Origin of the sequence: Pseudomonas sp. B21-023 (assembly GCF_024749165.1) — a bacterium.
Taxonomy (GTDB): Bacteria; Pseudomonadota; Gammaproteobacteria; order Pseudomonadales; family Pseudomonadaceae; genus Aquipseudomonas.
On record NZ_CP087190.1, the window covers coordinates 1,370,211 to 1,391,038 of the forward strand.

The 20,828-nt window shown below is 63.9% G+C and carries 17 protein-coding genes; 6 read left to right on the forward strand and 11 right to left on the reverse strand.

Features of this window, described 5'->3' with window-relative positions; all coding sequences use genetic code 11:
- Positions 1-97 precede the first annotated feature (97 nt).
- The 3 genes from LOY42_RS06230 (at position 98) to pdxH (ending at position 2,986) form a co-directional block, all read left to right on the forward strand.
- The gene (locus LOY42_RS06230) at positions 98-1,243 is read left to right on the forward strand and encodes a serine hydrolase domain-containing protein (RefSeq protein ID WP_139669326.1); all 1,146 of its coding nucleotides are present in this window, start codon (positions 98-100) and stop codon (positions 1,241-1,243) included.
- 99 nt (positions 1,244-1,342) lie between these two features.
- Entirely contained in the window at positions 1,343-2,320 is a 978-nt protein-coding gene (locus LOY42_RS06235; protein WP_139669328.1) for an OmpA family protein, read from the forward strand.
- Positions 2,321-2,338: 18 nt separating this feature from the next.
- Complete coding sequence (gene pdxH / locus LOY42_RS06240) at positions 2,339-2,986, forward strand: pyridoxamine 5'-phosphate oxidase (RefSeq protein ID WP_110704384.1); 648 nt, start codon at positions 2,339-2,341, stop codon at positions 2,984-2,986.
- Positions 2,987-3,016: 30 nt separating this feature from the next.
- Here the strand turns inward: pdxH and LOY42_RS06245 are convergent, their stop codons facing one another.
- Positions 3,017-3,247 carry a hypothetical protein gene (locus LOY42_RS06245; RefSeq protein ID WP_139669330.1) on the reverse strand — a complete coding sequence of 77 codons (231 nt, stop codon included), beginning with the start codon at positions 3,245-3,247 and terminating at the stop codon, positions 3,017-3,019.
- Positions 3,248-3,393: 146 nt separating this feature from the next.
- Here LOY42_RS06245 and LOY42_RS06250 point away from each other — a divergent pair, with 146 nt between their 5' ends.
- Positions 3,394-3,858: a glycine zipper 2TM domain-containing protein gene (locus LOY42_RS06250; RefSeq protein ID WP_023632818.1), complete on the forward strand. Its 465-nt coding sequence runs from the start codon at positions 3,394-3,396 to the stop codon at positions 3,856-3,858.
- A 75-nt stretch (positions 3,859-3,933) separates the two neighbouring features.
- Here the strand turns inward: LOY42_RS06250 and LOY42_RS06255 are convergent, their stop codons facing one another.
- From LOY42_RS06255 to LOY42_RS06285, 7 genes are all read right to left on the reverse strand, one after another.
- Positions 3,934-5,547: an NAD(P)/FAD-dependent oxidoreductase gene (locus LOY42_RS06255; RefSeq protein ID WP_139669332.1), complete on the reverse strand. Its 1,614-nt coding sequence runs from the start codon at positions 5,545-5,547 to the stop codon at positions 3,934-3,936.
- 103 nt (positions 5,548-5,650) lie between these two features.
- Positions 5,651-6,328 (reverse strand): COG3650 family protein, encoded by a 678-nt coding sequence (locus LOY42_RS06260; RefSeq protein WP_046854484.1) that lies wholly within the window; start codon positions 6,326-6,328, stop codon positions 5,651-5,653.
- Positions 6,329-6,449: 121 nt separating this feature from the next.
- Entirely contained in the window at positions 6,450-7,151 is a 702-nt protein-coding gene (locus LOY42_RS06265) for an ABC transporter ATP-binding protein (protein WP_258600039.1), read from the reverse strand.
- Positions 7,152-7,919, reverse strand: a complete 768-nt coding sequence (livG, locus tag LOY42_RS06270; RefSeq protein ID WP_084856089.1) for a high-affinity branched-chain amino acid ABC transporter ATP-binding protein LivG — start codon at positions 7,917-7,919, stop codon at positions 7,152-7,154.
- Positions 7,916-9,172 (reverse strand): high-affinity branched-chain amino acid ABC transporter permease LivM, encoded by a 1,257-nt coding sequence (locus tag LOY42_RS06275; RefSeq protein ID WP_102684683.1) that lies wholly within the window; start codon positions 9,170-9,172, stop codon positions 7,916-7,918. Before LOY42_RS06275 ends, livG begins: the two co-directional genes overlap by 4 nt.
- Entirely contained in the window at positions 9,169-10,092 is a 924-nt protein-coding gene (gene livH / locus LOY42_RS06280) for a high-affinity branched-chain amino acid ABC transporter permease LivH (protein WP_028692119.1), read from the reverse strand. Before livH ends, LOY42_RS06275 begins: the two co-directional genes overlap by 4 nt.
- A 235-nt stretch (positions 10,093-10,327) precedes the next feature.
- Positions 10,328-11,443: a branched-chain amino acid ABC transporter substrate-binding protein gene (locus LOY42_RS06285; RefSeq protein WP_139669334.1), complete on the reverse strand. Its 1,116-nt coding sequence runs from the start codon at positions 11,441-11,443 to the stop codon at positions 10,328-10,330.
- A gap of 359 nt (positions 11,444-11,802) precedes the next feature.
- Between LOY42_RS06285 and LOY42_RS06290 the strand changes: the two genes are divergently transcribed.
- Complete coding sequence (locus tag LOY42_RS06290) at positions 11,803-12,108, forward strand: DUF2288 domain-containing protein (RefSeq protein ID WP_046854488.1); 306 nt, start codon at positions 11,803-11,805, stop codon at positions 12,106-12,108.
- 160 nt (positions 12,109-12,268) lie between these two features.
- On the opposite strand, the gene LOY42_RS06295 is transcribed toward LOY42_RS06290, so the two are convergent.
- Complete coding sequence (locus LOY42_RS06295; protein ID WP_371918144.1) at positions 12,269-14,350, reverse strand: hypothetical protein; 2,082 nt, start codon at positions 14,348-14,350, stop codon at positions 12,269-12,271.
- Between the two features lie 295 nt (positions 14,351-14,645).
- Between LOY42_RS06295 and LOY42_RS06300 the strand changes: the two genes are divergently transcribed.
- The gene (locus tag LOY42_RS06300; protein ID WP_102684686.1) at positions 14,646-15,533 is read left to right on the forward strand and encodes an NAD(P)-dependent oxidoreductase; all 888 of its coding nucleotides are present in this window, start codon (positions 14,646-14,648) and stop codon (positions 15,531-15,533) included.
- Here LOY42_RS06300 and LOY42_RS06305 read toward each other — a convergent pair.
- Both LOY42_RS06305 and rapA read right to left on the reverse strand, forming a co-directional pair.
- On the reverse strand, positions 15,433-17,697 hold the full coding sequence (locus tag LOY42_RS06305; RefSeq protein WP_139669338.1) for a bifunctional diguanylate cyclase/phosphodiesterase: 2,265 nt from the start codon (positions 17,695-17,697) through the stop codon (positions 15,433-15,435). The two genes, LOY42_RS06300 and LOY42_RS06305, sit on opposite strands and share 101 nt — an antisense overlap.
- A 257-nt stretch (positions 17,698-17,954) precedes the next feature.
- Entirely contained in the window at positions 17,955-20,801 is a 2,847-nt protein-coding gene (rapA, locus tag LOY42_RS06310; RefSeq protein WP_139669340.1) for an RNA polymerase-associated protein RapA, read from the reverse strand.
- Between the last annotated feature and the right edge of the window lie 27 nt (positions 20,802-20,828).

The window sequence follows — 20,828 nt, forward strand, 5'->3', positions numbered from 1 at the left end:
TTCCTGATAACCACCCAGCCATCTTAAGTAGGCAAATCGCCCAACTACTGAAACAATGCACCCCTTTGCAAGCCAGGCAGTAAAGAGAGGTAGTCGGGTGCAGATCCAGGGTCACTATGAGCTGAAGTTCGAGGCGGTGCGCGACGCTTTCGCCGCGTTGTTCGAAGATCCCCAGGAACGTGGTGCCGCGTTGTGCATCCAGGTCGGCGGAGAAACCGTGGTCGATCTGTGGGCCGGCAGTGCCGACAAGGATGGCCGCGAGGCCTGGCACAGCGACACCATCGCCAACCTGTTCTCCTGCACCAAGACCTTTACCGCCGTCACCGCCTTGCAACTGGTGGGCGAGGGCAAGCTCGCACTCGACGCTCCGGTGGCGCGCTACTGGCCGGAGTTCGCCCAGGCCGGCAAGGACCAGGTCACCCTGCGCCAACTGCTCAGCCACCGTGCCGGCCTGCCGGCCATCCGCGAGCTGCTGCCGGCCGAAGCCCTGTATGACTGGCAGGCCATGGTCGATGCCCTCGCCGCTGAAACGCCCTGGTGGACGCCCGGCAGCGAGCACGGGTACGCGGCGATCACCTACGGCTGGCTGATTGGCGAATTGATCCGCCGTGCCGATGGCCGTGGTCCGGGCGACTCCATCGTCGCCCGCACCGCCAAGCCGCTGGGCCTGGACTTCCACGTCGGCCTGGCGGATGAAGAATTCCACCGCGTGGCGCATATCGCCCGCGGCAAGGGCAACCCTGGCGATGCCGCCGCCCAGCGCCTGCTGCAGGTGACGATGCGCGAGCCCGAGGCCTTGTCCACTCGGGCCTTCACCAACCCGCCGGCGATCCTCACCAGCACCAACAAGCCTGAATGGCGGCGCATGCAGCAGCCGGCGGCCAATGGCCATGGCAATGCCCGCAGCCTGGCGGGCTTCTATGCCGGCCTGCTCGATGGCAGCCTGCTTGAGTCCGAACTGCTCGACGAGCTGACCCGCGAGCACAGCCTCGGCCAGGACCGCACCCTGCTCACCCAGACCCGTTTCGGCCTGGGTTGCATGCTTGACCAGCCAGACGTGGCCAACGCCACCTTCGGCCTTGGCGCGCGTGCCTTCGGTCACCCCGGCGCCGGCGGCTCTGTCGGTTTCGCCGACCCCGAACATGACGTGGCCTTCGGCTTCGTCACCAATACCCTCGGCCCTTACGTGCTGATGGACCCCCGCGCACAGAATCTGGTGCGGGTGCTTGGCAGTTGCCTTTGATCGGGTAACGCGGGTATTGCCACGTCCCTTTGACTATCCTCAATGCCAACGCCTGAAGCGTATGGGCAAAATTTCTTTCTATTTCATGGTGTATCGCTGATGTCTTCACATAAAACCTTAGCACTCGCCCTGTGCCTGGCCATGACCGGTTGTGCCAGCCACTCCCCGGACGCCGCAAAGGACGGTGGCCTGAACTGGTGGCCATTTGGTTCGGACAAGGTCGCTGACAAGGAAGTGAAGGAGGCTGTCGTCGAGAACGTGGCCAAGGCCGACGCCAAGTCCGAAAGCGGCAGCCGCTGGTGGTGGCCGTTTGGCAGCGATGAGAAGAAGGACAAGGTCGCGGCGGTGCCGAAGATCGACCATAAGGCCACGCAGGCCTGGCTTGACCAGTACGAGCCGAAGGTCCGCGAAGCGATCAAGGGCAGCAAGTTCGAGCTGGAGCGCCGCGAGGATTTGCTGGCGGTGACCATCCCGGTCGACAGCTCCTACAACCCTGATCGCCCGAACATGCTGCTGCCCGCGACCCTTGGCCCGATCACCCAGGTTGCCAAGGTCATCGAGACCGATACCAAGACCGCTGTGCTGATCCTCGGCCACGCCGACACCAGCGGCGCCATGGCCGCCAACCAGAAACTCAGCCTCGAGCGCGCCGCTTCGGTGTCGGCGATCTTCCGTCTCAGCGGCCTGCAGCGCGACCGCCTGATGCTCAAGGGTATGGGCGCGGTGATGCCGCGTGCCGCCAACGACAGCGCTGAAGGCCGTGCCTTGAACCGCCGAGTCGAGCTGCTGCTGACCCCGCAGAACACCATGGTCGCGCTGCTGGCCAAGTACCAGCAGGCTGCCCCGTCGCCGGCTCCGGCGGCGATGGTTGCCACCCAGGACGCCAAGGCCCCGGCCGCCAAGCCTGTCGTCAAGGCCGCCGCCAAGCCGGCTGCGAAAAAGCCTGCCACCAAAGCCAAGGCGCCAGCCAAGGCCAGCACCGTCGCCAAGAAGAAAGCCGCTCCGGCCAAGCCAGCCGCGAAGAAGGCCGCCACCGACAAGAAAGTCGCCGCCAACAGCCCTGCGAAGACCAACTGATCGTCAAGGAAACGCAGCATGACCCAATCCCTGGCCGATATGCGCCGCGACTACACCCGTGATGGCCTGGCCGAAGCCCAGGCTCCCGGGGAGCCGTTCGCGCTGTTCCACCACTGGTTCGCCGATGCGGTGAAGACCGAGCAGCTACCGGTGGAAGCCAACGCCATGACCCTGGCCACTGTTGATGCCGAGGGGCGTCCGCATTGCCGGGTGTTGCTGCTCAAGGCGCTGGATGCACGCGGATTCACCTTTTTCACCAACTATGAAAGTGCCAAGGGCCAGCACATTGCGGCCAACCCTTATGCGGCGATGACCTTCTTCTGGCCGGCGCTGGAGCGCCAGGTGCGGATCGAGGGACGGGTGGAGAAGGTCACGGCCAAGGAGTCGGACGACTACTACCAGGTGCGCCCGCTGGGCAGCCGGCTAGGTGCCTGGGCGTCGCCGCAGAGCCGGGTAATTGCCGATCGAGAGGAGCTGGAAGGCCTGGTCAAGGCCACCGAGGCGCGCTTTTCCGACAGCCAGCCGCATTGCCCGGAGCATTGGGGCGGTTACCGCTTGCTGCCCGAGCGCATCGAGTTCTGGCAGGGGCGTGCGAGCCGCTTGCATGACCGCCTGAACTACCGCCTGGTCGATGGCCAGTGGGCGCGCGAGCGTCTGGCGCCCTGACAAGAATGGGGCCGCGACGCGGCCCCATCATCAACGAGACCCCGTCGCTTCCCGCTCCAGCCACGCCGCCAACTCCTTGCGCCGCACCTTCTCCACCCGCGCCCGCTCCAGCAACTTGAGCATTAAGACCTGCTTCGCCGGATCCTCCCCGGCCAGCGACAGCGCCAGGTCTCGGTCCATCCAACGGCGCATGCGCACATACAGCCACCCGTGAAAATACAGCCCGGCGACCGTCACGACGACGACGATGAAGTAATCCATGGCTATCCTTGGTCTCATCTGTAGGCCCGCATTTCAGCCAGCAACGGCTGTACCTGAGCTGAATGAAAACAATTTTATAACGTTTGCGCCGTGACACTTGTCAAGGCGCGGAGTCTAATGGACACCTGTCTTATGGAGATTGTCCCATGCGTAAATCCGCTTTGCTGCTGGCCAGCTTCACCACCGTGTCGCTGCTGCTGGGCGGCTGCCAATCGTCGCTGACCGGCGACAGCTACTCCCGTGATGAGGCCCGCCGCGTGCAGACCGTGCGCATGGGTACCATCGAATCCCTGCGTCCGGTGAAGATCGAAGGCACCAAGACGCCAATCGGTGGCGGCGCTGGCGCCATTGTCGGTGGTGTCGCCGGCAGTGCCGTCGGTGGTGGCCGTGGCAGCATCGTCGCGGCGGTGATCGGTGCCGTGGCCGGTGGCCTTGCGGGTTCCGCTGCCGAAGAAGGCCTGACCCGCACCCAGGGTGTCGAGATCACCGTGCGTGAAGACGACGGCAGCATGCGTGCCTACGTGCAACAAGTGCAGCAGAACGAGATCTTCCGTGTGGGTGAGCGTGTACGCATCATGACTGTCGACGGCACCAGCCGCGTCACTCACTGACAGCACGCTTGAAAAGAAAACCCCGACCGGCTTGGCCGTGTCGGGGTTTCTTTTTGTCTGCGAAAGACGATCGGGTTAGTCGTTCAACCCGAGGATATCCCGTGCCACCGCTTCGGCGATTCGAATCCCGTCGACGCCGGCGGACAGGATGCCGCCCGCGTAGCCTGCGCCTTCACCTGCCGGGAACAGGCCCTTGAGGTTGAGGCTCTGGAAGCTGGCGTCACGGGTGATGCGCAGCGGCGATGAGGTGCGGGTTTCGATGCCGGTCAGCACTGCGTCGTGCAGGTTGTAGCCCTTGATCTGGCGGTCGAAGGCCGGCAGCGCTTCACGGATCGCCTCGATGGCGAAGTCTGGCAGGCTCGGTGCCAGGTCGCCCAGGGTCACGCCCGGTTTGTAGGAGGGCTCGACGCTGCCCAGCGCGGTGGATGGGCGCCCGGCGACGAAGTCACCAACCAGCTGCGCCGGTGCCTGGTAGTTGCTGCCGCCCATCACGTAGGCATGGGCTTCCAGGCGCTCCTGCAGCTCGATACCGGCCAGCGGGCCACCTGGATAGTCGCGCTCGGGGTCGATACCGACGACGATGCCGGAGTTGGCGTTACGTTCATTGCGCGAGTATTGGCTCATGCCATTGGTGACCACGCGGCCAGGTTCGCTGGTGGCGGCGACCACGGTACCGCCCGGGCACATGCAGAAGCTGTATACCGAGCGGCCGTTCTTGGCGTGGTGCACCAGCTTGTAGTCGGCGGCGCCGAGTTTCGGGTGGCCGGCGTACTTGCCCAGGCGCGCCTTGTCGATCAGCGACTGCGGGTGCTCGATGCGGAAACCGACCGAGAACGGCTTGGCCTCCATGAACACACCCTTGGCGTGGAGCATGCGGAAGGTGTCGCGGGCGCTGTGCCCCAAGGCCAGCACCACATGGCGCGAGTGCAGCTGTTCACCGCTCTGCAGCACCACGCCCGTGAGCTGCTCGCCATCCACCAGCAGGTCGGTGACCTTCTGCTCGAAGCGCACCTCACCGCCCAGGGTGATGATTTCCTCGCGCATCTTCTCGACCATGCTGGTCAGGCGGAAGGTACCGATATGCGGCTTGTTGATGTAGAGGATCTCGTCGGGTGCACCGGCCTTGACGAACTCTTCCAGCACCTTGCGGCCGTGGTGGTTCGGGTCCTTGATCTGGCTGTACAGCTTGCCGTCGGAGAAGGTGCCGGCGCCGCCTTCGCCGAACTGTACGTTGGATTCGGGGTTGAGCACGCTCTTGCGCCACAGGCCCCAGGTGTCCTTGGTACGCTGGCGCACCTCTTTGCCGCGCTCGAGCACGATCGGCTTGAAGCCCATCTGCGCCAGCAGCAGCCCGGCGAAGATGCCGCAGGGGCCGAAGCCGACCACGACCGGGCGCGCAGGCAGCTCGGCCGGGGCCTGGCCGACGAACTTGTAGCTGACGTCCGGGGCCACGCCGATCTTGGCGTCGCCTTCGAAGCGGCGCAGCAGTTCGTCTTCGTTGCTGGTTTCAAGGTCGATGGTGTAGATGAACAGCAGCTCGCTGTTCTTCTTGCGCGCATCGTAGCTGCGCTTGAACAGGGTGAAGCCGAGCAGTTGCTCATCGCTGATGCCCAGGCGCTGGACGATGGCGGCGCGCAACTCGTCGTCGGAGTGGTCCAGGGGCAGCTTCAGTTCGGTGATTCGTAGCATGGCAGGGTCCAGTATCCCGGCCATGGGCGGCCGGCGGCTTTACACAAACCGCCAAGTATAAGCTGTTAGCCGCCCCGACTGGCAGGATAAAAGCACCCGGTGATCAGAGGTCGCGGGCGCCGCCGTAGTAGGCGCAGCCTTGCAGGGTCTTGCCGTCGATGCGCAGCTCGGCCTTGAGGTGGCGGATGGCGCCGGTGGCGCCGTCGACGCAGCGCTGTGGCGCGACCCACAGTTCGACACGCTGGCCGTTGGCCTCGCTGGACAGGCTCAGGCCGCCGCCGGGCAGCGCTTCTTCCAGGTAAGGCAGTGGCAACGGCTCCTGGCCGATGCGGTTGAGCACCATGCCCTTGCCGCTGGCCTTGATGTCCCAGTCCGGCTCGTGGCCGCCGGCGCGGAGGGTCAACTGCTTGAAGTTGGGGTCTTCGCAGCCACGGTATTCGGAGGTGTCGAGGCGGTACAGGCGGGTCACGTCGAGCTGGCCGTCGCTGCCTGCCTGCTTGCTGCCGGCCATGCGCGCACGGACATCGGCGAACAGCTTGTCACCGGCGTCGTCGGCCAGGGTGGCGGCTTCTTGCAGGATGCCGGTGCCAGCAGCGTCGTTGACGATGAAGCGGCGGCTTTCGTTACAGGGTTTGAACAGCAGATGGCCGCCGGCCGCGCTCAGTTCGCCTTGCAGGCGGGTAGTGCCCAGGTTCGGGTCGACCGGTTTTTCGGCCAGCATCTGGCAGCCTGCGAACAGCGGCAGCAGGGCAGTGAGCAGCAGGGAAGGGGTGAGGCGCATCAGGCGGGCTCCGGTATTCGGGCAAAAAGTGCCGGTCACGTTACCGAGCCTGCGGGGCCTCTACAAGAGGCACGGCCTCATCGCGGCGCAAGAAAAAAGGGCCCGAAGGCCCTTTGATCATTCAACCCCCGAGGTACGCATCGCGTACCTTCGGGTCGGTCAGCAATGCTTCACCGGTACCCTGCATCACCACCTTGCCGTTCTCCAGCACATACGCCCGATCGGCGACCTTCAGTGCCTGGTTGGCGTTCTGCTCCACCAGGAACACGGTCACGCCATCGCGGCGCAGCTGTTCGATGATGTCGAAGATCTGCTGGATGATGATCGGCGCAAGGCCCAGCGATGGTTCGTCCAGCAACAGCAGCTTGGGCTTGCTCATCAGTGCCCGGCCGATGGCCAGCATCTGCTGCTCGCCACCGGACATGGTGCCGCCACGTTGGATGTAACGCTCCTTCAGGCGCGGGAACAACTGCAGGACCTTGTCCAACTGCTCCTGGTAGTCGCCCTTGTTGGTGAAGAAGCCACCGATGGCCAGGTTTTCCTCGACGGTCAGGCGGGCGAACACACGGCGGCCTTCCGGCACCACCGCGATGCTCTTGCGCATGATGTGCGAGGACGGCTGGCCGACCAGTTCCTCACCCAGGTACTTGATGCTACCGCTGCTCGCCTGGGGCGAGCCGCACAGGGTCATCAGCAAGGTGGACTTGCCGGCGCCGTTGGCGCCGATCAGGGTGACGATCTCGCCCTGGTTGATCTCGACGTTGACGCTGTGCAGCGCCTGGATCTTGCCGTAGAAGGTGGAAACGTTCTCGAACTTCAGCATTTACGCCTCCCCCAGGTAGGCCTTGATCACATCAGGGTTGCCGCGGATCTCTTCCGGCGTACCGTCGGCCAGGGGCGTGCCCTGGTTGATCACCACGATGTGGTCGGAAATGCTCATCACCAGCTTCATGTCGTGCTCGATCAGCAGCACGGTCACGTTGTGCGATTCGCGTAGGTAGGCGATGAGGGCCTTGAGGTCCTCGGTCTCCTTGGGGTTCAGGCCGGCGGCCGGTTCGTCGAGCATGATGATCCGCGGTTGGGTCATCATGCAGCGGGCGATTTCCAGGCGCCGTTGCTGGCCGTAGGCCAGGGTGCCGGCGGTACGGTTGGCGAACTCGGTCAGGTTGACCTTCTCCAGCCAATACTGCGCGCGCTCCATGGCCTCTTTTTCGCTGCGGCGGAAGCTCGGGGTCTTGAACAGGCCGGCGAAGAAGTTGGTGTTCAGGTGACGGTGCTGGGCGATCAGCAGGTTTTCCAGCGCGGTCATTTCCTTGAACAGGCGCACGTTCTGGAAGGTCCGCACCACGCCCTTGCGGGCGATCTGATGGCCGGCCAGGCCCTGGATCGGCTGGCCGTCGAGCAGGATGGTGCCGCCGCTGGGCTTGTAGAAGCCGGTGAGGCAGTTGAACACGGTGGTCTTGCCGGCGCCGTTCGGGCCGATCAATGCCACCACCTGTTTTTCCTTGACGGTCAGGCCCACGCCGTTGACCGCCAACAAGCCGCCGAAGCGCATGCTCAGGCCGCTGACTTGCAGAATTTCGCGGCTCATCGCGGCAGCTCCATGTGCGGACGTTGCATGGGCAGCAGGCCCTGCGGACGCCAGATCATCATCAACACCATCAGCGCACCGAACATCAGCATCCGGTATTCGCTGAACTCACGCATCATCTCCGGCAGCAGGATCATCACGATGGCCGCGAGAATCACGCCCAGCTGCGAACCCATGCCCCCCAGCACGACGATGGCGAGGATGATCGCCGACTCGATGAAGGTGAACGACTCTGGTGTCACCAGGCCCTGGCGGGCGGCGAAGAAGCTGCCGGCGAAACCGGCGAAGCAGGCACCCAGGGTGAACGCCGAGAGCTTGATCACGGTGGGGTTCAGGCCCAGCGCGCGGCAGGCGATCTCGTCTTCACGCAGCGCTTCCCAGGCACGGCCGATCGGCATGCGCAGCAGGCGGTTGATCACGAACAGCGCCAGCAGGGCCAGCAGCAGGGCGACCAGGTAGAGGAAGATGACCTTGTTGATCGAGTTGTATTCCAGCCCGAAGAACTCGTGGAAGGTCTGCATCCCCTCAGCGGCGCGGCGTTCGAAGGTCAAGCCGAAGAACTCCGGCTTGGGGATGTTGCTGATGCCGTTGGGGCCGCCGGTCCAGTCGGTGAGGTTACGCAGGAACAGGCGGATGATCTCGCCAAAGCCCAAGGTCACGATCGCCAGGTAGTCACCGCGCAGGCGCAGCACCGGGAAGCCGAGCAGGAAGCCGAAGGTGGCGGCCATCAGGCCGGCGATCGGCAGGCAGACCCAGAAGCTCCAGCCCAGGTAGTGGGAGAGCATGGCGTAGCTGTAGGCGCCGACGGCATAGAAGCCGACGTAACCCAGGTCGAGCAGGCCCGCCAGGCCGACCACGATGTTCAGGCCCAGGCCCAGCAACACGTAGATCAGGATCAGCGTGGCGATGTCGACCGCGCCGCGGGAGCCGAAGAACGGCCAGATCAGGGCGACGACGATCAGGCCCATGATCACCCAGCGCTGGGTTTTCGGCAGGGTCAGGAAGTTACTCACCGACGACGGTACCAGTTTGCGGTCGGAGCGGCGGCCCATCACCGAGCTCCACTGCTTGTCGAACAGCACGCGCAGGAACATCAGCACCGAGCACGCGGCGATGATGCCGATGGTGAACGAACCCTGGCTATGCACCACCAGGCTGATGCCATCGATGCTGAGTTTCAGGCCCAGCACCGGGAAGGCCACGGCCCAGACCAGCAAGGCGCTGAAGAACGCCTGTTTGAGATTTCTGTTCATACTTTTTCAACCTCCGGGCGGCCCAGGATGCCGGTCGGCCGGAACAGCAGGACAAGAACCAAAAGACCGAATGCCACCACGTCCTTGTACTGGTCGCCGAAGATGTCGGCGCCGAACGCTTCGGCCACGCCCAGCACCAGCCCGCCGAGCATGGCGCCCGGGATGCTGCCGATGCCGCCCAGTACCGCTGCGGTGAAGGCCTTCAGGCCCACCAGGAAACCGGCGTTGGGGTTGATCACCCCGTACTGCATGCTCAGCAGCACGGCCGCCACCGCCGCCAGCGCGGCACCGATGACGAAGGTCAGGGCAATGATGTTGTTGGTGTTGATGCCCAGCAGGTTGGCCATCTTGATGTCCTCGGCGCAGGCGCGGCAGGCGCGCCCCAGGCGGGAACGGGAGATGAACAGGGTGAGGCAGGTCATGGCGACGAGAGTTACCACGAACACCAGGATCTGCATGTACGAGACCAGCACTTCCTCTGCGCCCCCCGGGCCGAACGAGAAGCTGCCGGGGATCAGGTTGGGGATGGACTTGTCTTTCGAGTCCTGCGAGAGCAGGACGGTGTTCTGCAGGAAGATCGACATGCCGATGGCGGAGATCAGCGGGATCAGCCGGTTGCTGTTGCGCAGCGGCCGGTAGGCGACCCGTTCGATGCTGTAGCCGTAGGCACTGGTGACGAAGATCGTGGCGACGAAGGCCACGGTCATCAGGATCGGCAACGAGTGGATACCCATCATGGCCAGCCCGGCGAGGGCGATGAAGGCCACGTAGGAACCGATCATGTACACCTCGCCGTGGGCGAAGTTGATCATGCCGATGATGCCGTACACCATCGTGTAACCGATGGCGATCAGCGCGTAGGTACTGCCGATGGTCAATCCGTTAACCAGTTGTTGTAGGAAATGGTAGATCTCAGGCATTACAGCGCTCCTAAAAACCTGATTTGCATTTCTCTGGCGGGGGATGACCCCGGCCCATGTTCTCGTGTTCTACGCCACGTGATCTTGTGCGGGCACAACCAGGAAACCGCGGGTGACGGTTTTAAGATTTTCAGGTGAACCGGCTCCCGGATCACGGGAATCAGGTTCATGAACCTCGTAAAACAAAGCCCACTGCTCGCACAGTGGGCTTCTCGGTCAGCTATTAGTCACGCAGTTACTGAGGGGAGACTTCGGTCTTCGGCTTGCCGAAGTGCCATTCGTAGACCACGAACTTGAAGTCTTTCAGGTCGCCTTTCTCGTCATAGGACAGTTCGCCGGTCGGGGTCTTGAACTTGCCAGCGTGGATGGCGGCGGCCACCTTGTCGGTGTCTTCGGACTTGGCAGCCTTGATGCCTTCGGCGATCAGCTGGACAGCCGAGTAGGCCGGGAACACGAACGGACCGCTCGGATCCTTGCCGTCGGCCTTGATGGCGTCGACGATGGCCTTGTTCGCAGGGTCGGCGTCGAACGACTTCGGCAGGGTGACCAGCAGGCCTTCGGAGGCGCCCTGGGCGATCTGCGAGATGGAGTCGTTACCCACGCCTTCCGGACCCATGAACTTGGCTTTCAGGCCTTTCTCTTGCGCCTGGCGCAGGATCAGGCCCAGCTCCGGGTGGTAGCCGCCGTAGTAGACGAAGTCGACGTTGTTCTGCTTGAGTTTCTGGATGATCGAGGAGAAGTCCTTGTCACCGGCGTTCAGGCCCTCGAAGACGGCAACCTTGGTGCCCTTGCCTTCCAGGGTGGTCTTGACCGCGGTGGCGATGCCTTCGCCGTACTGCTGCTTGTCGTGCAGGACCGCAACGACCTTCGGCTTGACGTGGTCGGCGATGTAGTTGCCGGCGGCCGGGCCCTGGGCGCTGTCCAGGCCGATGGTGCGGAAGATCAGCTTGTAGCCACGGCTGGTGATGTCCGGGGAAGTGGCGGCGGGGGTGATCATGATCACGCCTTCGTCTTCGTAGATGTCGGACGCAGGCTGGGTGGAGCTGGAGCACAGGTGGCCGATCACGTACTTGACGCCATCGTTGACCACTTTGTTGGCGACGGCCACGGCCTGTTTAGGGTCGCATGCGTCGTCGTATTCCTTGGCTTCGAGCATCTTGCCATCGACGCCGCCCTTGGCGTTGATGTCCTTGATGGCCTGTTTGGCGCCGACGAACTGCATGTCGCCGTACTGGGTCACCGGCCCGGTCTTGGGACCGGCGATGCCGATCTTGATGGTGTCGGCGGCAAACGAATGGCTGGCGACTCCGGCCAGAACCATCGCGGCAAACAGCTTGGAAATCTTGATCATAGTGCTCCACTCATTCTGTTGTAATTCTTATAGTCCTGAGGCCAGGGCTACAGACCGGGCGGGATTCGCGGCCTGGCTACGCCAATGCCGTAAGCCCACCTTCCCCCGGAACATGTCCCGGAACTGTACCGGTACAGTGTAGAGCGCTGTCCGAGCGCTTGAAAAGCGGGCGAAAAGCGTCTGTCTCAAGGGGTGTCGCGTGATCGACATAAAGATACAGAAAAGCGCCATCACTTTGCCTGTATTCCCGGCCCGCCCCCACAAGTTCGGGCCTGATCGACCAAATTACGTATTTGAAACCGGGTTTTTCTGCAAAAATGCCGGCCTTTTTGTTGGCCGATCTTTGCGCAGGTAAACCCATGACTGATCAAGTAAGCACCCTCTATGCCAAACTGCTCGGCGAGACTGCCGTCATCGAGTGGAAAGCTCTGGAGCGTTTCTGGGCCAAGGGTGACCTGATTTGGGTCGACCCCAGCCTCGACCTGATCGCTGTTGCCGAGGCGATGGCCGAGAATCGCGGCGAGATCTTCGCCAAGTGGCGCAATGATGGCACTGTCGGGCCGGTCTCTGCCGAGCAGGCGCTCGACCTGCAAACCCGCGATCCAGAGATCTGGGCGGTGGTGGTTTCGCCGTTCATCGTGATCCAGGCGAAGAAAGCGGAATAAGCGCGGGCTTTTTTAGTGCGTGAAAACGCGCAAACGCTCCGCAATGGTGCGCATTGACGCTCACGTAAGGTAGAAGTTGGTAACAGTGGCGGGGTGATTCGGCGGGGCGGTAACAGTTTACGGGATGCGTAAATGGGGCCGCTTTGCGGCCCCCACTGGATCAGTAATCCACGCGCCCGGTATGGCTGTTCAGCGAAATCACCCGGGTCTTGCCGATGCGGTGCCTGAAGATCTCGCGCAGGTACTTCACCGCCTTCTTCACGCACTCGCGCGACAGGCGGATGTCGTTGATCGAGACGAAACGGCTCTTGTCGTTGATCAGCTCGCGGTACTTCTTCTCGTACATCGGCTTGATCGCGTACCAGTTGGTGTCGAGGATCTTCGCCGGGTTCTCGAACTCGTTGAGCAGGTCGTCGATGCTGTCTTCATCGAAGTGCTCGCTGGTGATGAACTCGAGGATCGCATTGTCCATGGTGTCGTCGAAACGGTACGGGTTGCGCGCGAAGCAACGCTTGATGAACGCCACGATCAGCGTGAGGAAATCGTCCGACAGGCACGGGCTCTTGGCGATCAGGGTGGTCAGCGACAGGTTGGCCGAGGCGCCGATCACCAGCGCATAGCGCTTGAGCGTGGTGTTGGGGAACAGGCTGTTGAGGTGGGTCTTGAGCCGGTTCAGGTCCATGTACGACAGTTTGTAATCCTTGGGCAGCGACACGATCGACACCACCGACGAGCAGTTCTTGAAGAAATGCAGGTCGTGCAGCGCCGCGGCGTCGTAGCCCGAGGCCTGGTACTGCTCCAGCGCGGCGCGGTAGCGACGCGACTCGATCGGCAGCAGGCTGATGCCTTCGATGGCCTGGGTCTGCTTGTTGAAGTGCGGCAGGTCGATGGAGCGGAAGAACAGGTCGTCGATGTCCAGGCGCGGCTGCTCGCGCTCGAACACCTTGAACTTGTCCGAGCCAGCCGGCGGCACTTCCGGCACCACCGACTCGGCATAGGCGATGGCCACTGGGCCGGCCAGGCTCATGAACAGGTCGTTGGCGTCCAGGCGGATGGTCTCGCCAATGTCGATGCCGGCGCGGCGGAAGTAGTTCTGGTCGTAGTCGGTGGTCACCGCCTGGGCGGTGAGGATGTTGAAGATCTGCTGGGAGATGTACTGGTTGGCGTGCTTCTCCATGGCATTGACGTCGATGTTCTGGATCGTGCCGTCGTCGCTCTCCTCGGCGTAGCGCATGATGTCGTTGGAGATCAGCATCATCGCGTTCCACGGGCGGATGCGGCCCATGACGCTGGCTTCGCTGCTGTCTTCATTGTCGAAGTTGTACGAGAAGTCCCATTCCTCCGACAGGTATTTGCACAGCAGGCGCCCGGCGTTGATGTGCAGAGCCTCGGACATTTCACTGCGGTGATCGGACGCATTGGGCAGCACGCAGATGCCGCTGGTGAAGATCGGCTCGAACACGAACGAATGCCCGCTCTTGCCGTCGTTCTCGTCGGCCGGTTTGGTATCGAATGTCTTGTTCATGTACGAGTACTGCTGGGCCAGGCCGAATTCCGAGGCCATGCCCGAGCCGGTGCCGCCGCCGGCGCTGAAGATGTAGAAGTACAGGCGCGACTGGTTGGCCTTGATGCCGCAGGAGTCGATCAGGTACGAGTGGATCAGCTTCCAGTCGGCGCTGGAAAAGCGCTGGGTGTCCTTGTTGAGGATGATCTTGGCCAGGTACTGGCCGAGGATCGGCGCGTTGCCGGCGCCACCGGCATGCACCTCGGACAGGTCCATGATCTTCATCTTGCTGTAGTCGCGCAAAAAGCCGCCGCGCTCGCCCTTGCGCGAGAAGCGGATGCGCCCGGCGATGTCCTTGTCCAGGTCGCCGAGCATCACCAGCGGCTCGACCAGGAACACCGGCTTGGCCGCCTTGTTCTGTACCAGGCGCAGGTTCTGGCGGATCCAGCGCGCCGGGCTGTAGCCCGCTTCGCCTTTGAAACGGTCCTCGTTGTTGTACTCATTGAGGAAGAAGGTGCGGGCGTTGTACACCAGTTCCGCCACGTCCAGGGCGATGTTCGAGCCGCAGCGGCCCAGGCCGATCAGGCACACCGACGGGAACTGCTGCTCCAGACGCAACTGGTCCTCGTCCTCGACATGCAGGTTGGGCGGAAACACCAGGTCGCGCAGGCCGTCGAGGTTGTCGAGGATGCGTTGGATGTCCTGTTCGGTGAAGTACAGGTACTGTTGCGCCGGCATGCTGCGCGCCGCGGGCAGGTCTCGAGCACTGCCGGCAGTCAGCGAGGTGGTGCTGAGGGAGGGCTCGGGAGCCGCATTGGCAGAAGTGATCGTAGAGGTCATAGTGCGCCATTTGCCTGGAGTGGTTGGCTTCCCGGTGATGCATATCATCTAGCCATCACGGAGAAATTTCGCGACTTTATCAGTGCGTCTTTTTCTTATGCGATAGGGGGTTTCCTTAGTCGTTCTAAGGTTTTTCCCTTCTCACCCGCATTGCATCGTCCGTTTGTCACGCTTCTTTAATCTGGAGTTGCTCATGAGTACTGCATTGCCTTCGTTGGGGTTTGCCGGGATCGGCCTGATGGGCCTGCCGATGTGCCGTCGGCTGCTGGCCGCGGGGTATCCGCTGACCGTGTGGAACCGCAGCCCGGACAAATGCGCCGAACTGGTTGCCGCCGGCGCCCAGCTGGCCGGTAGCCCTGCCGAGCTGTGCCAGGCGGCGGACATGGTGCTGCTGTGCCTTGCCGACACGGCGGTGGTGCGCGAGGTGGTGTTCGGTGAGCAGGGCATCGCCCGTGGCGGGCGCAGCGGTCAGCTGCTGGTGGACTTCTCCAGCCTCGAGCCGACCGCCACCCGCGAGATGGCGGCGGAGCTGGCGGCCCTGTGCGGCATGGCCTGGCTCGATGCCCCGGTGTCCGGCGGCACGCCGGGGGCCGAGGCCGGCACCCTGGCGATCATGGTCGGGGGCGAGGCGAGCGATCTGCAGCGGGCGCGGCCAGTGCTGTTGACCCTGGGCCAAAGGGTGACGCACATGGGCGCGGTGGGGGCCGGCCAGGTGACCAAGGCGTGCAACCAGATGATCGTGGCCTGCAACGCGCTGGTGATTGCCGAGGTGGTGGCGCTGGCCGAGCAGTCAGGGGTCGATGCGCGGCTGATCGCCGAAGCGCTTGCCGGCGGGTTTGCCGACTCGAAACCCTTGCAGATCCTCGCCCCGCAAATGGCCGAAAGCCGCTTCGAGCCGGTCAAGTGGCACGTGCGCACCTTGCTCAAGGACCTCGATAGCGCGGTGAAATTCTCCCGCGAGCAGGGCTCGGCGACGCCGCTCAGTGGCCTCGCCGCGCAACTGATGCGCCTGCACGGCAGCCAGGGTTATCTGCAAAAAGATCCCGCGACCCTGGTAGCGCTGTATCGCAGCAAGGACTGAGCTCGCCCGGCTGGCGGTCGAGCCGTTCGAGGATCGGCCGCAACTCGGCCAGTGGCACCGGCCGGCTGAGCAGGTAGCCCTGGAGGTAGTCGCAGCCGTGGCTGGCGAGGAATTCGTGCTGCTCGACAGTCTCGACGCCCTCGGTGACCACTTTCAGGTGCAGGGTATGGGCCATGATGATGATCGCCTGGACGATCTCGCGGTCTTTCTGGCTGCCGGGCACGTCCTGGATGAACGAGCGGTCGATCTTCAGCACGTCCAGCGGCAGGCGCTTGAGGTAGGCCAGCGATGAATAGCCGGTGCCGAAATCATCGATCGACAACGCCACACCCAGGGCACGGATGCGCTTGAGCAGGCTGATGGTGTGGTGGATGTCACCCATCAGGGCGTTTTCGGTGACCTCCAGCTCCAGCTGGCGCGGCGCCAGGCCGGCCTGGAACAAGGCCATTTCCACCTCGGTGGCCAGCTCCTCGCGGCCAAGGGTGAGGGCCGAGCAGTTCACCGTGACCTTGAGATCGCCATAGCCATGACGATTGAGCTGGGCCAGGTCCTCACAGGCCCGGCGCAGCACCCACAGGTCCAGCTCGGCGATCAGGCCGTTGGCTTCGGCAATACAGATGAAACGGTCGGGGCTGAGCAGGCCATGCTGTGGGTGTTGCCAGCGCACCAGCGCCTCGAGCTTGGCCACCTGGCCGCTGCGCAGGTCGAAGATCGGTTGGTAGTGCACGCACAGGCCACGCTCTTCGAACAGCGCCACGCGCAGTTCTTCTTCCAGTTGCAGCTCCAGGGTGGCGCGGGTCTTCAGGCCGTTGTTGAAGAAGTTCAGGCTGTTGCGCCCGCAGCCTTTGGACTGGTAAAGCGCCAGGTCGGCGTTCTTCAGCAACTCCTCGGTGCTCTGGCCGTCGTCGGGGAAGATGCTGATGCCGATGCTGGTGGTCATCACCATGCGCCGGCCGGCCAGATCGATCGGCTCCTTCATGCGCTGCATGATGCGCTGGGCCAGGTGGCGTGCCTCGTCACGGCTGTTGAGGCTGGTGACGATGCAGAACTCGTCGCCGCCGAAGCGGGCCACCAGGTCCTGGCCACGGGTGGCGGCCTTGATGTGATCGGCGATCACCTTGAGCAACTCGTCGCCGGCGGCATGCCCGAGGCTGTCGTTGATCCGCTTGAAGTGGTCGATGTCGAGGAACATCACCGCCAGCATACCGTCATGGGCAGCCTGCTCGGCCAGGCGCTCGGCGAAGACCTGGTTGAAGCCGCGGCGGTTGACCAGGTTGGTCAGGGCGTCGTAGTGGGCGGCCTGCTGCAGCGAGGCGCGGGCCTGGTCGAGCTGGCTGAGCAGTACATTGACCCGGCGCAGGTCGTGCTCCTTGCTCTGCAGCTTCTTGTCGGCCAGCGCCGCGCTGATGCTGCCAGCGCTGATCAACAGGGTGATGACGGCAATGGTCAGCGCCAGTTGCAGGCTGTTGTCGGCCGAAGGCAGTCGCAGCGCGGTCTCGCTGGGGATCACCAGGGTCATCGCCGCCATGCCGGTAAAATGGGTCAGGACGATACCTGCGGCCATCAGCAGGCTGGCGCCGTACTTGAGCAGCAGGTGCAGGGTGCCGCTGCCCTTGTTGAAATAGCGCGCCATCAGCAGCGCCACCAGGCTGGCGAGCACGGCGATGCCGACGGAGGCAAACAGCAGGCCGGTCTGGTAGTACTGCAGGGCGCTGGTCTGCAGGGCGGCCATGCCGGTGTAGTGCATGACACTGATGCCCAGGCCGATGAACAGCGCGGTCTGCAGGTAGTGGCGCAGGCGCATCTGGCTGCGGTTGAGGCTGTTCATCGCCAGCCAGGCGGCCAATAGGGCCACCAGCAGCGACAGGCCGGTCAGTGGGGCATCGAAGTGGATTTCCAGGGGCGCCTGGAAGGCCAGCATGCTGATGAAATGCATGGCCCAGATGCCCCCGGCCAGGCAGCAGGCACCGAGCACGCGCCATTGCCGGCGGGCGAAGCGGTCTTCGCATTGGCTCTGGCGTTCGCTCATGTCCAGGGTGGCGAAACAGGCGGCGCTCGCCACGATGAAGGCAAGCAGCACCAGGAAGGGGTTGTGTCGGCAGTCGAGGATGATCTGTCCGGTCGCCGGCAGCTCAGCGAACAATTGCAGTCCCAGCCACTCCATTGCAGGCCTCTTCGTCGAGTCTTCACTCGTCCCCAAAAAGCACGGATGGAGACTGTTCCTGCTGGAGTATAGGAACCTGTACCTAAGCCTTCCTGATTAATGGCAATTTGATTTCTACCATTTGGATATGAAAGCAATAGCCAGACGGTCTAAATGGATGTCTTGCAGAACGAAACGAGCGCGGGGCAAGCCCGCTCCCACCAATCCCGAGCCGGAATTGTGGGAGCGAGCTTGCCCCGCGATGGCCTCTATGGTGATCAACCGGCGACGAGCACCCGGATCGCCTCGAGGCGCAGTGCCGCTTTTTCCAGCGCCGCCAAACCCTCTTCGCGCTGCTTGCGCAGGGCGTCGATCTCGCTGTCGCGCACGCTCGGGTTCACGGCTTTCAACGCGGTCAGGCGCGCCAGCTCCTCGTCGGCTTCGGCGGTGAGGCGCTGCCGGGCCTGGGCCACGCGCTCGTCGTGGGTTGGCAGGACCTTGGCCTCGCCTGCGGCGATGCGCTTGGCCAGCACGTCGCGCTGGGCCTGGACGAACTTGTTGGCGCTGGCCTTGGGCACGCTTTCGAGCTGGTCGTTGAGGGTTTCGAAGGCCACCCGCGGGCCAAGGTCGTTGCCGTTGGTATCGAGCAGGCAGCGCAGCGCGGCCGGTGGCAGGTAGCGCCCCAGCTGCAGGCTGCGCGGTGCCACCACTTCGCTGACGTAGAGCAGTTCGAGCAGCACGGTGCCGGGCTTGAGCGCCTTGTTCTTGATCAGCGCCACGGCGGTGTTGCCCATCGAGCCGGACAGCACCAGGTCCATGCCACCCTGGACCATCGGGTGCTCCCAGGTGAGGAACTGCATGTCTTCGCGCGACAGCGCCTGGCCACGGTCGTAGGTGATGGTCACGCCTTCGTCGTCACCCAGCGGGAAGCTGGCGTCGAGCATCTTCTCGCTCGGCTTGAGGATCAGGGCATTTTCCGAGTGGTCCTCGCTGTCGATACCGAAGGCGTCGAACAGGGTTTCCATGTAGATCGGCAGGGCGAACTGGTCGTCCTGCTCGAGGATTGCCTCGACCAGCGCCTGGCCTTCGCCGGCGCCACCGGAGTTGAGTTCCAGCAGGCGGTCGCGACCGGTGTGCAGCTCGGCCTCCAGGCGCTCGCGCTCGGCTCGGGCCTCGCCGACCAGCTGGGTCCAGCCCTTGTCGTCGCCACCGGCCAGCAGTTGCAGCAGGCGCGGGCCGAACTGATGCTGCAGGGCGTTGCCGGTCGGGCAGGTGTTGAGGAAGGCGTTGAGGCCTTCGTGGTACCACTGGAACAGGCGTTCCTGCGGGCTGTCCTGCAGGTACGGGATGTGCAGTTGGATCGTGTGCTTCTGGCCGATCCGGTCGAGGCGGCCAATGCGTTGCTCGAGCAGGTCCGGGTGTGCCGGCAGGTCGAACATCACCAGGTGATGGGCGAACTGGAAGTTGCGGCCTTCGCTGCCGATCTCGGAACACACCAGCACCTGGGCGCCGAACTCTTCGTCGGCGAAGTAGGCGGCGGCGCGGTCACGCTCGAGGATGCTCATGCCTTCGTGGAACACCGAGGCCGGGATGCCGGAACGCACGCGCAGGGCGTCTTCCAGGTCCATGGCGGTCTCGGCGTGGGCGCAGATCACCAGGACCTTGGTGCGCTTGAGCATCTTCAGGGTGTCGACCAGCCAATCGACCCGTGGGTCGAAACGCCACCAGCGCTCTTCGTCACTGTTATCGCCCAGGGCCTGGAAGGCCACTTCCGGGTACAGCTCGGCGCGCTCGCCCGAAGGCAGGTCGGCGTAGGCCTCGGGGTTGGCCAGCGGGTAGGGGTGCAGCTGGCGTTCGGGGAAGCCCTGGATTGCCGCCCGGGTGTTGCGGAACAGCACGCGGCCGGTGCCGTGGCGGTCGAGCAGTTCGCGGATCAGGCGCGCGCTGGCCTGGCTGTCGCCGTCGCTGACCGCGGCCAGCAGCGCTTCGCCTTCGGCGCCGAGGAAGCCCTGGATGGTGGCGTGGGCTTTCGGCGACAGGCGACCCTCGTCGAGCAGCTCCTGTACGGCTTCGGCCACCGGGCGATAGTGCTCGCTTTCGGCGCGGAAGGCAGCCAGGTCGTGGAAGCGGTTGGGGTCGAGCAGGCGCAGGCGGGCGAAGTGGCTGTCCTGGCCGAGCTGTTCAGGTGTGGCGGTGAGCAGCAGCACGCCGGGAATCACCTGGGCCAGCTGCTCGACCAGCGAGTATTCGGGGCTGGCCTGCTCTTCGTGCCAGACCAGGTGGTGGGCCTCGTCGACCACCATCAGGTCCCAGCCGGCGGCGAACAGCGCGTCCTGGGCCTTCTCGTCCTCGACCAGCCACTCCAGCGCGACCAGCGCCAGTTGGGCATCTTCGAACGGGTTGCTGGCGTCGCTTTCGATGAAGCGCTCGGCGTCGAACAGTGCAACCTGCAGGTTGAAGCGCCGGCGCATTTCCACCAGCCACTGGTGCTGGAGGTTTTCCGGCACCAGGATCAGTACACGGTTGGCACGCCCGGACAGCACTTGGCGGTGGATGACCAGGCCGGCCTCGATGGTCTTGCCCAGGCCAACTTCGTCGGCCAGCAATACGCGCGGGGCGATGCGATCGGCGACTTCACGGGCGATGTGCAACTGGTGGGCGATGGGTTGGGCGCGCACGCCACCCAGGCCCCAGAGCGTGGAGAGCATCTGCTTGCTGGTGTGCTGCAGGGTGTTGTAGCGCAGCGAGAACCACGACAGCGGGTCGATCTGTCCGGCGAACAGGCGGTCGCTGGCCAGGCGGAACTGGATGAAGTTGGACAGCTGCGTCTCGGGCAGCGTGCGTGGCTGGTTCTGCGGGTCGATGCCGTGATAGACCATCAGGCCGTCGATGTCCTCGACCTCCTGCACGGTCAGCTTCCAGCCTTCGAAATGGGTGATCAGATCGCCTGGCGAGAAGCGCACGCGGGTCAGCGGCGCATTGCGTAGCGAGTACTGGCGCGTGTCGCCCGTGGCCGGGTAGAGCACGGTCAGCAGGCGGCCATCCTGCGCCAGGATGGTCCCAAGACCGAGCTCGGCCTCGCTGTCGCTGATCCAGCGTTGCCCCGGTTGATACTGCTGCGCCATACTGCCAAAACTCCCGCGGTGAAAAAG